This window comes from Salmonella sp. 32020114201800008SM, from assembly GCF_017572025.1.
GTDB lineage: Bacteria > Pseudomonadota > Gammaproteobacteria > Enterobacterales > Enterobacteriaceae > Salmonella > Salmonella enterica.
In genome coordinates this window covers 282993-296333 of the sequence record NZ_JAGEQM010000002.1, presented here as the reverse complement: position 1 = coordinate 296333, position 13341 = coordinate 282993, and the positions used below count along the sequence as shown (strand labels likewise).

Genomic DNA, 13341 nt, shown 5'->3' with positions numbered 1-13341 from the left:
CCCCAGCTCAATGTTCCCCTCTAAACACCTCTTTCCTATGCCATTCCACAAACCGCTCGCCCGGATAATTTTCTTTAACCGGGGGCAACGCAATCGCCTTTCCCGCAAAATCCCAGAACAGCCGCTGTACCACCCCACCACCATTTACCGCGTCGGAAACTATCACACGCATATTTTCATCCAAACCAATCGAACCACGATCAAACGCTTTATGATGGATTGCGCACAATGCCAGGCCATTAGGTACTTCACAAGGGCCATGGTTCTGCTTCCATCTGATATGGGCAGCTTCCAGAGCAATTGGCGCATTGTCGTGGCGCATGTTGAAGCCGCAGATCGCGCACTGATAATTGTAAGCACGTAGCACCATCTGGCGGAACTTCGGATCGCGTTGACGGAGAGAGGTGCGAATATCAAAACCCATCTCGTCAGCGATGTCTTCCTGAATACTGACCGGGAAATGCGCCTCCAGGAGCTGCTGCGCCAGCGTATCAATTAACCTGTGATTTTTTGCCACCAACGCAAAATTATCGGCATCAAATCCACCCTCGACATTATATTCAATGAGTTCACGACGGGGCGGCTGGCGGCTACCCTTGGTTGAGCACAGTTCTGCGTTTTGTAGTTCCCAGAAGCCATCGCCCTTCAGACGCCAGAACGGCATGTCCGGGCGCTGGTCACGACGCTGCGGTCCATAACGTTCCAGGAGATCCAACAGGGGCTCGTAGATTTCAGAGCCATAGTTAAACAGGCGATCATGACCCTGCCGATAGTGTGAGAGGACGTGCAGCAGCAATAATGGCTTATGTGGCGCACGCTGTTCGCCTTTGCGCCAGATAGTGATATTTGATATCGCTTGCTTTAGGGTTTTGTCAGAGGCCATTACATTGAAGAATCCATGAGCACATATTTGCGATGATGCTCGCAACTATATGTACATTCAAGACTTTATTGCAGATATCTTTTTTATTTGTCAGCTCTGTACCTGGCAGATGAAAACCCGATAACAACGGTAAAAAATACAGCGCCCAACCAGCCCCAATAGAGCTGGTTGGGCGTTTTAATTTAAACATCAATCAAGAAATAAAAGCACTCGTCTCACTCACCATGCCCCTGGTTGATCTTCGCATAGTCAAATGGCGTGATCCCTTTCTCCCGATTCGCATCCAGGAAATCAGCCCACCATTGCAGCATCAGTTTGCGTTCGTCGATAAACTCCGCCTTATGGATATACGCTGCCCGCACTGAGTTACGTTCCATATGGCTCATCTGTCGTTCTACCGCATCCTTTGACCATAACCTTGACTCAATCAATGAGCTACAGGCCATCGTGCGGAAGCCGTGACCACAAACCTCAACCTTGGTGTCATACCCCATCACCCGTAGCGCACTGTTCACCGTGTTTTCACTCATCGGCTTACGCGGATCGTGATCGCCAATAAAAATCAGTTCATGCTTGCCACAGAATTGTTTTATCTGCTTCAGGATCGCCAGTGCTTGCTTAGAAAGCGGCACCAAATGCGGTATATGCATCTTTGATCCTCGGTGAGAATGCTTAACGTCAGGGATAGGTTCTCTCTCTGGTGGAATCGTCCACATCGACGTGTCAAAATCAATCTCTGACCAGCGAGCAAAACGCAGCTCACTGGATCGAATAAAGATAAGCAGAGTGAGTTCCGTTGCCCAGCGGGTTAGCGGCCTGCCGGTATAGCTGTCTATTTTCTGGAGCAATTCAGGGATGCGTTTTAACGCCAGCGCCGGACGGTGCTGTCGATTGCCAGAAGCAACCGCTCCTGCCATCTCTTGTGCCGGGTCATAATCAATTAACCCGCTTTGTACCGCATAACGCATAATGGCCGTAGTGCGCTGTTGATGACGGGCAGCAACCTCAAGACGTCCAGACATCTCTACGGCTTTAATGGGCGCTAATAAATCGCGAGTTTTTAACTCAGCGATATTACGTTCACCAAGCGCTGCAAAGAGATTATCTTCCAGGCTTTTTAGCACACGATGGGCGTGATCTTCAGACCACTTTTGGTTGGTGCCATGCCACTCGATCGCCACCTCTTTGAAGGTCCGTACTTTACTCTGTTCAACCTTATCATTTTTCTTTTTGTCTCCCGGATCGACGCCATTCGCTAGTAGCTTACGCGCTTCGTCACGACGTGCTCTGGCATCCGCCAGTGTGATTTCAGGGTAAACCCCAAGTGCCAACATCTTTTGCTTGCCGTCATAACGGTACTGCAAACGCCAGTACTTAGAACCATTTGGATGGACAAGAAGGTGCATACCGCTGCCATCGGTCAGTTTGTATTGCTTATCGTTGGCTTGGCTGTTCTGACCTTGATATCTGTTAACGCCATGCTTATCCCCTCCCTGTTGGTACAAGCATTATCGAACCGGAAATACCATCATCTGTACCAACATGTGTTGGTAGATGTACATTGATGTCGGTTGACCTTGAGAGGGTTAATATAGCGGGAAAAGTGGGTAAATACTGGATTTCAGACATAAAAAAAAGACCTCAGTTGAGGTCCATTTACATGCTTTTGGTGCCGAAGGCCGGACTCGAACCGGCACGTATTTCTACGGTTGATTTTGAATCAACTGCGTCTACCGATTTCGCCACTTCGGCACTGAAGAGGTATGCGGAAAACGTTGTGGATTATACCTGTCATACGCCGCCATGCAAGCACGAGCGTACACCTGTTTCGCTAAGTGCTGAAAATTTCAGCAGTGTTGAGTATTAAATAGAATAATCAGGCTACTTCCCGCCTTCTCCAGCAGATTAACGCCGGGCGTCCCTTGCCTCCATGCTCTACACTTTTCAGTTCAACACCACATTAAGGGAAACACAATGACGATAATAAAAAGCTATGCCGCCAAAGAGGCGGGCGGCGAGCTCGAACTCTATGAATATGATGCTGGAGAACTCCAACCGGAAGATGTCGAGGTACGGGTCGACTACTGCGGGATCTGCCATTCCGATCTGTCGATGATCGACAATGAATGGGGGTTCTCTCAATACCCTCTGGTTGCCGGACATGAGGTCATCGGTCGGGTAGCCGCGCTCGGCAGCGCGGCACAGGATAAGGGGCTAAAAGTCGGCCAGCGCGTTGGAATCGGCTGGACGGCGCGCAGCTGCGGACACTGCGATGCCTGTATCAGCGGCAATCAAATTAACTGCCAGGAAGGCGCAGTGCCCACTATCCTCAATCGTGGCGGTTTTGCCGAGAAGCTTCGCGCAGGCTGGCAGTGGGTAATTCCTCTTCCGGAGAATATAGATATGGCGTCCGCAGGTCCGCTGTTATGTGGCGGCATTACGGTCTTTAAACCGCTACTGATGCACCATATTACTGCTACCAGCCGCGTTGGCGTCATCGGTATCGGCGGGCTGGGGCATATCGCCATAAAGCTGTTACATGCAATGGGCTGCGAAGTCACCGCGTTCAGCTCAAATCCATCGAAAGAGCAGGAAGTGCTGGCAATGGGGGCCAATAACGTGGTGAACAGCCGCGATCCGGAAGCGTTAAAAGCACTGGCGGGCCAGTTCGATCTCATTATTAACACGGTCAACGTCGATCTCGACTGGCAGCCCTACTTCGAAGCGCTGACCTATGGCGGCAACTTCCATACCGTTGGGGCCGTATTGAAGCCGCTGCCCGTACCGGCGTTTACATTGATTGCCGGCGATCGCAGTATCTCAGGCTCGGCAACCGGAACGCCATATGAACTTCGCAAACTGATGAAATTCGCCGGACGCAGCAAAGTCGCGCCCACCACGGAACTGTTCGCAATGTCACAAATCAACGAGGCTATTCAGCACGTTCGCGACGGCAAAGCCCGCTATCGTGTAGTGCTAAAAGCTGACTTCTGACCGCCTGACTCAGCGCTTTGACAATGATCAGGAAGCGCTGAGTGCCTGACGAAAAGCCTGTACAGCCAGTCGGCACTGCTCCGTCACGTGATCGATGTCATGATTAACATCGATACGCGCAATATCATGTTCATCGGCACACGGTCGCTCCAGCGCGTCAAACTGACTTTGCAGCAGGTCTGGCGGCATAAAATGCCCGGCACGACGCTGCATTCGCTGCAGAATGGTAGCGTAATCGCCATCCAGCCACAGGAAATGTACGTTAGGGCTGCTCTTACGTAAAATATCGCGGTACTGTTTTTTTAATGACGAGCAGACAATAAATCCCGTCTCATTTTTTTTATAAAGACTGTATGAAGCGTCATTTAATCGTTCCAGCCAGGGTAAACGGTCTTCATCAGTTAACGGTATTCCCTGAGACATTTTATCAATGTTTTTCGCCGGATGGAGATCATCGCCGTCAATAAACTTCGCAGAAAATAATGTTGCAATTTTGCTGCCTATTAAAGATTTACCACTACCTGAAACACCCATTAAAATATAGCTTTCCCCGGCCATTTAAATACCTCTGAGTCATATTCCACACCACAATATTACGCCTCTACGTTCGACAATTTCACGTTTTTTAATTTCCATAGAGAAGAACTCTAAGGCACATCACGTTATGCGTAACATTGTAGTGTAACAATTTTCCAGCGTGACATAAGTCACAAATAATGACAAATAAAACCGCTTAAATGCGTTCAGGGTAACTACCTGACCAGTGAGGAATTTATGGAAGTAAAAACTCAATCCTGCGTTGTTGCGGGTAAGCGTGCTGTTGCCGTTACGGAACAAAATATTGAATGGAATAATAAAGGAACACTCGTACAAATTACCCGAGGCGGCATTTGTGGGTCTGACTTACATTATTATCAGGAAGGCAAAGTCGGCAATTTTACAGTAAAAGCGCCAATGGTTTTAGGTCATGAAGTGATTGGCAAAATCGTTCATAGCGACTCAGATTTATTACGTGAAGGACAACCGGTAGCGATTAATCCATCGAAGCCTTGCGGTCATTGCAAATACTGTCTGCAGCATGAAGAAAACCACTGTACTGAAATGCGTTTCTTTGGCAGCGCCATGTATTTTCCGCATGTCGATGGCGGTTTTACCCGATTTAAAGCTGTCGATACCGTTCAGTGCATTCCCTGGCCGGAACAGGCAGACGAAAAAGCCATGGCCTTTGCCGAACCGCTGGCGGTTGCCATTCATGCGGCTCATGAGGCGGGCGATCTGCAAGGCAAACGCGTCTTTATCTCCGGCGTTGGCCCTATCGGCTGCCTGATTGTTAGCGCGGTAAAAACGCTGGGCGCGGCGGAAGTAGTATGTGCCGATATCAGCGCCCGTTCTCTCTCGCTGGCCCGGCAGATGGGCGCGGATACGCTGGTGAACCCACAGCATGATTCTCTCGATGACTGGAAAGCAGAAAAAGGGTATTTCGATATCAGTTTTGAAGTCTCTGGGCATCCTTCCTCTATCTCAACGTGTCTGGAAGTCACACGGGCCAAAGGCGTGATGGTGCAGGTTGGCATGGGCGGCGCAGTCCCCAACTTCCCGATGATGATGGTAATAAGCAAAGAGATCTCCCTGAAAGGCTCTTTCCGCTTTACTACCGAATTTAATACTGCGGTTTCTTGGCTTGCCAACCGCGTTATCAATCCGCTGCCGTTACTGAGCGCGGAATATCCATTTACCGACCTGGAAGCGGCGCTGCTCTTTGCCGGAGACAAAACACAGGCGGCAAAAGTTCAGCTCGTTTTCTGAGAAAGTAAAATAAGGGACACTATCATGAACGATCTTTTTTCACTGGCAGGTAAAAATATCCTTATCACCGGAGCCGCTCAGGGAATTGGTTATTTGCTGGCAACCGGTCTTGGTCGCTATGGCGCGCGCATTATTGTTAACGATATTACCCCGGAGCGTGCCGAAACAGCCGTGACGAAACTTCAGCAGGAAGGGATAAAGGCTATTGCCGCTCCCTTTAATGTCACCCATAAACAGGATATTGAAGCTGCGGTTGAACATATCGAAAAAGATATCGGCGTCATTGACGTCCTGATAAATAACGCCGGTATCCAGCGCCGTCATCCGTTTACTGAGTTTCCCGAGCAGGAGTGGAATGATGTCATCGCCGTAAATCAGACCGCGGTTTTTCTCGTCTCTCAGGCCGTTACGCGCCGTATGGTGGCGCGGCAGGCAGGAAAAGTGATCAACATCTGTTCGATGCAAAGCGAGCTGGGCCGCGACACGATTACGCCATACGCCGCGTCGAAGGGTGCCGTGAAGATGCTGACTCGCGGCATGTGCGTGGAGCTGGCGCGTCATAATATCCAGGTCAACGGTATTGCGCCGGGATACTTCAAAACGGAGATGACCAAAGCGCTGGTTGAAGATGAAGCCTTCACCTCCTGGCTATGCAAACGTACGCCTGCCGCACGCTGGGGCGATCCCCAGGAGCTTATTGGCGCAGCGGTGTTTCTCTCGTCAAAAGCCTCCGACTTTGTTAACGGACATCTGCTGTTTGTCGATGGCGGTATGCTGGTTGCCGTCTGAGCAGGGAAATACGACGCAGCGCGTAAGCGCTGCTATTTTGGCGCTAATAAGAGAGACGAATATGCCATTAATAATTATTGCGGCAGGCGTTGCGCTGCTGTTGGTCTTAATGATTGGCTTTAAAGTTAACGGCTTTATCGCCCTTGTTCTGGTTGCCGCCGTGGTGGGATTTGCCGAAGGGATGGGCGCGCAAGACGTCCTGCACTCCATACAAAACGGAATTGGCGGTACTCTGGGCGGACTCGCCATGATCCTCGGTTTTGGCGCGATGCTGGGAAGATTAATTTCCGATACCGGCGCCGCGCAGCGCATTGCGACGACGCTCATTAATACGTTCGGCAAAAAACGCGTGCAATGGGCGCTGGTGATCACCGGGCTTATCGTCGGCCTGGCAATGTTTTTTGAAGTCGGATTCGTACTGCTGTTGCCGCTCGTTTTTACGATTGTGGCCTCATCGGGACTGCCATTGCTGTATGTCGGGGTTCCAATGGTCGCCGCCTTATCCGTTACGCACTGCTTCCTGCCGCCGCATCCCGGCCCTACCGCTATTGCGACAATTTTTGAGGCAAATCTCGGTACGACCCTGCTGTATGGGTTAATCATTACCATACCGACCGTGATTGTTGCCGGCCCTCTGTTTTCAAAATTGCTGGCGCGCTTTGAAAAAGCGCCACCTGAAGGACTATTTAATCCTCACCTATTCAGTGAAGAAGAGATGCCGTCATTCTGGAACAGTATTTTTGCCGCCGTGATCCCGGTCATTCTGATGGCCATCGCAGCGGTATGTGAAATCACGCTGCCAAAAACGAATGCCGTGCGGGTTTTCTTCGAATTTATCGGTAATCCAGCAGTGGCGTTGTTTATTGCCATTATCATCGCCATTTTTACGCTGGGCCGACGCAACGGACGTACGGTTGAGCAGGTGATGGATATCGTCGGCGAGTCCATTGGCGCTATTGCGATGATTGTTTTTATCATCGCGGGCGGCGGCGCGTTTAAGCAAGTGCTGGTGGATAGCGGCGTGGGTCAATATATCTCGCAATTAATGACCGGCACCTCGCTATCTCCGTTATTAATGTGCTGGACGGTAGCCGCCGTGCTGCGTATTGCGTTAGGTTCCGCGACCGTGGCTGCGATAACCACAGCGGGCGTCGTATTGCCGATTATTAACGTAACCCACGCCGATCCGGCGTTAATGGTACTGGCGACAGGCGCGGGAAGCGTTATTGCATCACATGTTAACGATCCCGGTTTTTGGCTGTTTAAAGGGTATTTTAATCTTAGCGTCGGGGAAACCCTACGCACCTGGACCGTTATGGAAACATTGATTTCTGTCATGGGGTTGCTGGGTGTACTGGCGCTGAATGCGGTTCTGCATTAATTCATCATCCGCAGCCCAATTAACCATGGGGGCGACGTTCCCGCCCCCGGTACTGGAGAAAACATGAGGAATCACAGAATTTCTTTGCAGGATATCGCTACGCTTGCTGGCGTGACAAAAATGACGGTGAGCCGTTACATCCGCTCGCCGAAAAAAGTCGCCAGGGAAACCGGCGAGCGTATTGCGCAGATCATGGAGGAAATTAACTACATACCAAATCGCGCGCCAGCTATGCTGTTAAACGCGCAAAGTTACACTCTGGGCGTGCTGATCCCCTCTTTCCAGAACCAGTTGTTTGCCGACATTCTTGCCGGGATTGAATCCGTAACGTCGGGTCATAACTACCAAACTCTCATTGCGAATTACAATTACAATCGCGATTCGGAAGAAGAGTCCGTTATCAATTTACTGTCTTACAATATCGACGGCATTATTCTTTCAGAAAAATATCATACCCTCAGAACCGTCAAATTCCTGCGCTCAGCTACCCTTCCGATTGTAGAACTCATGGACATCCAGGGTGATCGCTTAGATATGGAGGTGGGGTTTGATAACCGTCAGGCCGCCTTTGATATGGTCAGCACCATGCTGGATAAACGCCAGCGGCGAAAAATCCTCTATCTGGGTTCAAAAGACGATATCCGAGATGAGCAGCGTTATCACGGCTACTGCGATGCGATGACGCGCCGGGGGCTGGCGCCGTTGCGCATCAATCCCCGCGCTATCTCCTCTATCCATCTGGGGATACAGCTAATGCGTGATGCGCTTACTGCGCACCCGGACGTGGATGGCGTCTTTTGTACTAACGACGATATCGCAATGGGCGCTCTACTGTGGTGCCGCGAGCGTCAACTGGCCGTACCGGAGCAGATCTCCATCGCCGGCTTCCACGGTCTGGAGATGGGCAGGCAAATGATACCGAGCCTCGCCAGCGTAATTACCCCTCGTTTTGAGATCGGGCGCAGAGCCGCGCAGATGTTGCTCAACAAAATTAAAAATAACGATCTCAACCATAATACGATTGATTTGGGTTATCAGATTTATCACGGCAACACATTATAACTTTTTGAACTACTGCGCTTATGCTCTTTCCCGCAGCTTGCCTGTGCTTAACGCGTAGCCAAAAGCGCCACGTGTCAGGTTACGCGCTACATCATTCGAGGAATACCAGGCTGTCTGCCGGATGGCGGCGGAAAGGACTTATCCGGCCTACGGGTCCGGAGTAGGCCTGAAAAGCACAGCGCCATCAGGCCTACGATTACTGTGATTACGACTTACGCAGCATTAGCCACAGGCTAATCAGGAAGAAAGACGCGCTCGGCAGCAGCGCGCCGACAATCGGCGGAATGCCATATACCAGCGTCAGCGGGCCAAAAATCTGGTCGAGGACGTAGAAGACGAAGCCGAAGCTAATCCCCGTCACCACGCGCACGCCCATCGGCACACTACGCAGCGGTCCAAAGATAAACGACAGCGCCATCAGCATCATCACCGCCACGGAGAGCGGCTGGAAGATTTTACTCCACATATTGAGCTGATAACGTCCGGCGTCCTGTCCGCTCGACTTCAGATATTTAACGTAGTTATGCAGACCGCTGATGGAAAGCGCATCCGGGTCCAGCGCCACCACGCCTAACTTATCCGGCGTCAGATTCGTTTTCCAGGTGCCGCTCACCGTCTGCGAACCGGTGATCTGTTTCGGGTTTTGCAGATCGGACTCATCCACCTGCGACAAACGCCAGACCTTATGCTCCGGGTCGAATTTTGCCGAAGCGGCGTAACGCACCGACTGCAAACGACGCTGATCGTTGAAAGCGTAAATGCTAATGCCGGCCAGCTCCTCGTCGCCCTTCACCCGTTCAATATAGACAAAGTTATTCCCGTCTTTCGCCCACAGACCTTGCTGGGTGGAAAGCAGCGAGCCGCCATACATCGCCTGCGCACGATAGTTACGCGCCATCTGCTCGCCCTGCGGGGCGATCCATTCGCCGATCGCCATGGTTAACAGCACCAGGGGGATAGCCGTTTTCATCACCGACAGCGCCACCTGCATACGGGTGAAACCCGATGCCTGCATCACCACCAGTTCGCTACGCTGCGCCAGCATCCCCAGTCCCAGCAGCGCGCCAAGCAGCGCCGCCATAGGAAAGAAGATCTGGATATCCTTAGGTACGCTGAGCAGGGTGTACATACCCGCGCCCAGCGCGTCGTAGTTACCCTGCCCCGCTTTTTTCAGCTGATCGACAAACTTGATGATCCCGGAGAGCGACACCAGCATGAACAACGTCATCATGATGGTGGTAAAAATGGTTTTACCGATATAGCGGTCAAGTACACCAAATGGCTGCATTATACCGCTCCTTTACGCAGAAAACGGGCACGCAGGCGGCGGACCGGCACCGTATCCCACAGGTTCAAACCAATCGCCAACGCCAGATAGATCAGGTTGACCGCCCACATCCAGATAACCGGGTCCAGTTTGCCTTTACCGCCATTCGATTTAATGGAGGTCTGGATCAGGAAGAACAGCAGATAAAGCAGCATGGCGGGCAACATAGACAAGACACGCCCCTGACGTGGATTCACCACGCTGAGCGGCACGACCATCAGCGCCATCATAAATACGGTAAAGACTAACGTGATACGCCAGTGCAGCTCGGCGCGAGCGCGATCGTTGTCGGTATTCCACAACGTGCGCATGTCCATCTGGTCGGTATCGTTCGGGTCCAGCGCCACGGCCTGATGGCCAATAATTGCCTGATAGTTCTGGAAGTCGGTGATGCGAAAATCGCGTAGCAACGCCGTTCCTTCAAAACGCGTCCCTTTGTTTAAGGTGACAACCTGGGAACCATCGCGCAACTGAGTAAGGTGTCCGGAATCGGCCACGACCACAGAAGGACGAGCATTGCCCTTAGGGCGAATTTGCGCCAGGAAAACATCGTGGAAGTCGCTGCCGTCAACGCTTTCGATGAACAGCACCGAGCTGCCGTTGGTCGCCTGCTGGAATTGTCCCTGCGCCAACGCCGCCATACCGGGGTTCGCTTTCGCCTCTGCCAGTACTTCATCCTGGTGTTTTGACGACCAGGGGCCGGCCCACATCACGTTAACCGCCGCAAGGATACCGGTAAATAACGCCAGTACCATGGCGGCCTTTACCAGCACGGCTTTGCTCAACCCACAGGCGTGCATGACCGTAATTTCACTTTCGGTATACAGTTTGCCCAGCGTCATCAGCAGCCCCAGGAACAGGCTTAAAGGCAGGATGAGCTGCGCCATTTCCGGTACGCCCAGCCCCAGAAGCGAGAGCACCAGATTTGCGGGAATATCGCCGTCAACCGCCGCGCCGAGAATCCTCACTAACTTTTGACAAAAGAAGATCAAAAGTAAGATGAAGAGTATCGCCAGCTGGCTTTTGAGCGTCTCCCGCACCAGATATCTTATGATTATCACTTTAAATACGCCCGTAAAAACCCATTTTTTTGCTGGAATTTAGCTTGTTTCATGGCTTAAACGTCATTTATTCTCTTGAGTCGTCGAAATCATCGCTAAGATCATTATACTCAGCGGATTCACCTCTCAGAACTTGTTCTGACGTGCCAATGCCGTAATAACGTTAAGATTAACACGAAGTCACCGCAACAGCGGACATGAGTTACGAAAGCTTTCAATTTCTATACTCTAATGGATTTCGAGTTGCAGGCAGGCGGCAAGACTGTGAAGCCCCGGAGCTTACATCAGGTAAGCGACAGGGGCGAGCAGGCGCAGCCAACGCATCTGCAACTTGAAAGACGACGAGTATAGCTGTAGCCACCACTGTTGTCTTTAAGATTCAGGAGCATAGTGCATGGAGTTCAGTGTAAAAAGCGGTAGCCCGGAGAAACAGCGGAGTGCCTGCATTGTCGTGGGCGTCTTTGAACCGCGTCGCCTTTCTCCGATTGCAGAACAGCTCGACAAAATTAGCGACGGATACATCAGCGCATTGCTGCGTCGCGGCGAACTGGAAGGAAAACCGGGGCAGACTCTGTTGCTGCACCATGTTCCTAACGTTCTTTCCGAGCGAATCCTCCTCATTGGTTGCGGCAAAGAGCGCGAGCTTGATGAACGTCAGTATAAGCAGGTTATTCAGAAAACGATAAATACTCTGAATGATACTGGTTCGATGGAAGCCGTCTGTTTCCTGACCGAACTGCACGTTAAAGGCCGCAACAACTACTGGAAAGTGCGTCAGGCCGTCGAAACGGCCAAAGAGACGCTTTATAGCTTTGATCAACTCAAGACCAACAAGAGCGAGCCGCGCCGCCCGCTACGTAAGATGGTCTTTAATGTGCCGACCCGCCGTGAGCTCACCAGCGGCGAACGCGCCATTCAGCACGGTCTGGCCATCGCCGCCGGGATTAAGGCTGCGAAAGATCTCGGCAACATGCCGCCCAATATCTGTAACGCCGCCTACCTGGCGTCACAGGCGCGCCAGTTGGCCGACAGCTACAGCAAAAATGTCATCACCCGCGTGATCGGCGAACAGCAAATGCGCGAACTGGGTATGAACGCTTATCTGGCGGTCGGCCACGGTTCGCAGAATGAATCGCTGATGTCGGTGATTGAGTACAAGGGCAATCCGTCCGAAGACGCGCGTCCGATCGTGCTGGTGGGTAAGGGCCTGACCTTCGACTCCGGCGGCATCTCCATCAAGCCATCTGAAGGGATGGACGAGATGAAGTACGACATGTGCGGCGCGGCGGCGGTTTACGGCGTGATGCGTATGGTCGCCGAGCTTCAGCTACCGATTAACGTTATCGGCGTACTGGCGGGCTGTGAAAACATGCCGGGCGGACGCGCGTATCGTCCGGGCGACGTACTGACCACCATGTCCGGTCAGACGGTTGAAGTGCTGAATACCGATGCTGAAGGCCGTCTGGTACTGTGCGACGTGCTGACCTACGTTGAGCGCTTCGAACCGGAAGCCGTCATTGACGTCGCGACGCTAACCGGCGCCTGCGTGATTGCGCTGGGCCATCACATTACCGGTCTGATGTCGAACCATAACCCGCTGGCGCATGAACTGATCGGCGCGTCCGAGCAAGCGGGCGACCGCGCGTGGCGTCTGCCGCTGGGCGATGAGTTCCAGGAACAACTGGAGTCCAACTTTGCGGATATGGCGAACATTGGTGGTCGTCCTGGCGGCGCTATCACCGCGGGCTGCTTCCTGTCGCGCTTTACCCGTAAGTACAACTGGGCGCACCTGGATATCGCCGGTACCGCCTGGCGTTCCGGCAAAGCGAAAGGCGCGACGGGTCGTCCGGTAGCGCTGCTGTCGCAGTTCCTGCTCAATCGTGCGGGCTTTAACGGCGAAGAGTAAGTTTGAGATTACCCCGTAGGCCTGATAAGGCGCATTAGCGCCGCCATCAGGCGTTTTGCCGGATGGCGCTGCGCTTATCCGGCCTACGGGAGGCATCATGACAACGCATTTAAATCCACCACAAGAAGCCCC

Annotated in this window: 11 protein-coding genes, 1 tRNA gene and 1 pseudogene; 6 read left to right on the top strand and 7 right to left on the bottom strand. The window is 52.2% G+C overall.

The features are described from left to right. Positions 1-7: 7 nt before the first annotated feature. The 3 genes and pseudogenes from J4613_RS07435 to J4613_RS07425 all read right to left on the bottom strand — a co-directional run bounded on the left by J4613_RS07435 (position 8) and on the right by J4613_RS07425 (position 2635). Entirely contained in the window at positions 8-883 is an 876-nt protein-coding gene (locus tag J4613_RS07435) for a phosphorothioated DNA-binding restriction endonuclease (RefSeq protein WP_000135476.1), read from the bottom strand. A gap of 215 nt (positions 884-1098) precedes the next feature. After that, positions 1099-2363 (bottom strand): annotated as a pseudogene (locus tag J4613_RS07430) (integrase arm-type DNA-binding domain-containing protein). 187 nt (positions 2364-2550) lie between these two features. After that, a tRNA-Leu gene (locus J4613_RS07425) sits at positions 2551-2635 on the bottom strand. A 222-nt stretch (positions 2636-2857) separates the two neighbouring features. Here J4613_RS07425 and J4613_RS07420 point away from each other — a divergent pair. Continuing rightward, positions 2858-3877: an NAD(P)-dependent alcohol dehydrogenase gene (locus tag J4613_RS07420; RefSeq protein WP_000152563.1), complete on the top strand. Its 1020-nt coding sequence runs from the start codon at positions 2858-2860 to the stop codon at positions 3875-3877. Between the two features lie 27 nt (positions 3878-3904). Here the strand turns inward: J4613_RS07420 and idnK are convergent, their stop codons facing one another. After that, positions 3905-4435 (bottom strand): gluconokinase, encoded by a 531-nt coding sequence (gene idnK, locus J4613_RS07415; RefSeq protein WP_111742499.1) that lies wholly within the window; start codon positions 4433-4435, stop codon positions 3905-3907. Positions 4436-4651: 216 nt separating this feature from the next. Between idnK and idnD the strand changes: the two genes are divergently transcribed. The 4 genes from idnD (at position 4652) to J4613_RS07395 (ending at position 8915) form a co-directional block, all read left to right on the top strand. Then, entirely contained in the window at positions 4652-5683 is a 1032-nt protein-coding gene (gene idnD / locus J4613_RS07410) for an L-idonate 5-dehydrogenase (protein ID WP_111742500.1), read from the top strand. A gap of 24 nt (positions 5684-5707) precedes the next feature. Then, on the top strand, positions 5708-6472 hold the full coding sequence (gene idnO, locus J4613_RS07405) for a gluconate 5-dehydrogenase (protein WP_000998688.1): 765 nt from the start codon (positions 5708-5710) through the stop codon (positions 6470-6472). A gap of 61 nt (positions 6473-6533) precedes the next feature. Continuing rightward, a complete protein-coding gene (idnT, locus tag J4613_RS07400; RefSeq protein WP_001128356.1) occupies positions 6534-7853 on the top strand; it encodes a gnt-II system L-idonate transporter in 1320 nt (439 codons plus the stop codon). Positions 7854-7916: 63 nt separating this feature from the next. Continuing rightward, on the top strand, positions 7917-8915 hold the full coding sequence (locus J4613_RS07395) for a LacI family DNA-binding transcriptional regulator (protein WP_001244064.1): 999 nt from the start codon (positions 7917-7919) through the stop codon (positions 8913-8915). Between the two features lie 205 nt (positions 8916-9120). On the opposite strand, the gene lptG is transcribed toward J4613_RS07395, so the two are convergent. The 3 genes from lptG to J4613_RS22630 form a co-directional block, all read right to left on the bottom strand. After that, positions 9121-10203, bottom strand: coding sequence for an LPS export ABC transporter permease LptG (lptG, locus tag J4613_RS07390; RefSeq protein WP_111742501.1), 1083 nt, complete (start codon positions 10201-10203; stop codon positions 9121-9123). Then, complete coding sequence (gene lptF, locus J4613_RS07385) at positions 10203-11303, bottom strand: LPS export ABC transporter permease LptF (protein ID WP_000584132.1); 1101 nt, start codon at positions 11301-11303, stop codon at positions 10203-10205. The genes lptG and lptF overlap by 1 nt, the downstream gene beginning before the upstream one ends. 63 nt (positions 11304-11366) lie before the next feature. Next, entirely contained in the window at positions 11367-11417 is a 51-nt protein-coding gene (locus tag J4613_RS22630) for a hypothetical protein (RefSeq protein WP_212724070.1), read from the bottom strand. A 280-nt stretch (positions 11418-11697) separates the two neighbouring features. Between J4613_RS22630 and pepA the strand changes: the two genes are divergently transcribed. Then, entirely contained in the window at positions 11698-13209 is a 1512-nt protein-coding gene (gene pepA / locus J4613_RS07380) for a leucyl aminopeptidase (RefSeq protein ID WP_000397158.1), read from the top strand. Positions 13210-13341 lie beyond the last annotated feature (132 nt).

What these genes read in the sequence shown, in the direction of transcription:
- lptG (WP_111742501.1), bottom strand. Translation starts at nt 10,203, where the DNA reads ATGCAGCCATTTGGTGTACTTGACCGCTATATCGGTAAAACCATTTTT.
- idnO (WP_000998688.1), top strand. Translation starts at nt 5,708, where the DNA reads ATGAACGATCTTTTTTCACTGGCAGGTAAAAATATCCTTATCACCGGA.
- J4613_RS07435 (WP_000135476.1), bottom strand. Translation starts at nt 883, where the DNA reads ATGGCCTCTGACAAAACCCTAAAGCAAGCGATATCAAATATCACTATC.
- idnD (WP_111742500.1), top strand. Translation starts at nt 4,652, where the DNA reads ATGGAAGTAAAAACTCAATCCTGCGTTGTTGCGGGTAAGCGTGCTGTT.
- J4613_RS07420 (WP_000152563.1), top strand. Translation starts at nt 2,858, where the DNA reads ATGACGATAATAAAAAGCTATGCCGCCAAAGAGGCGGGCGGCGAGCTC.
- idnT (WP_001128356.1), top strand. Translation starts at nt 6,534, where the DNA reads ATGCCATTAATAATTATTGCGGCAGGCGTTGCGCTGCTGTTGGTCTTA.
- pepA (WP_000397158.1), top strand. Translation starts at nt 11,698, where the DNA reads ATGGAGTTCAGTGTAAAAAGCGGTAGCCCGGAGAAACAGCGGAGTGCC.
- idnK (WP_111742499.1), bottom strand. Translation starts at nt 4,435, where the DNA reads ATGGCCGGGGAAAGCTATATTTTAATGGGTGTTTCAGGTAGTGGTAAA.
- J4613_RS07395 (WP_001244064.1), top strand. Translation starts at nt 7,917, where the DNA reads ATGAGGAATCACAGAATTTCTTTGCAGGATATCGCTACGCTTGCTGGC.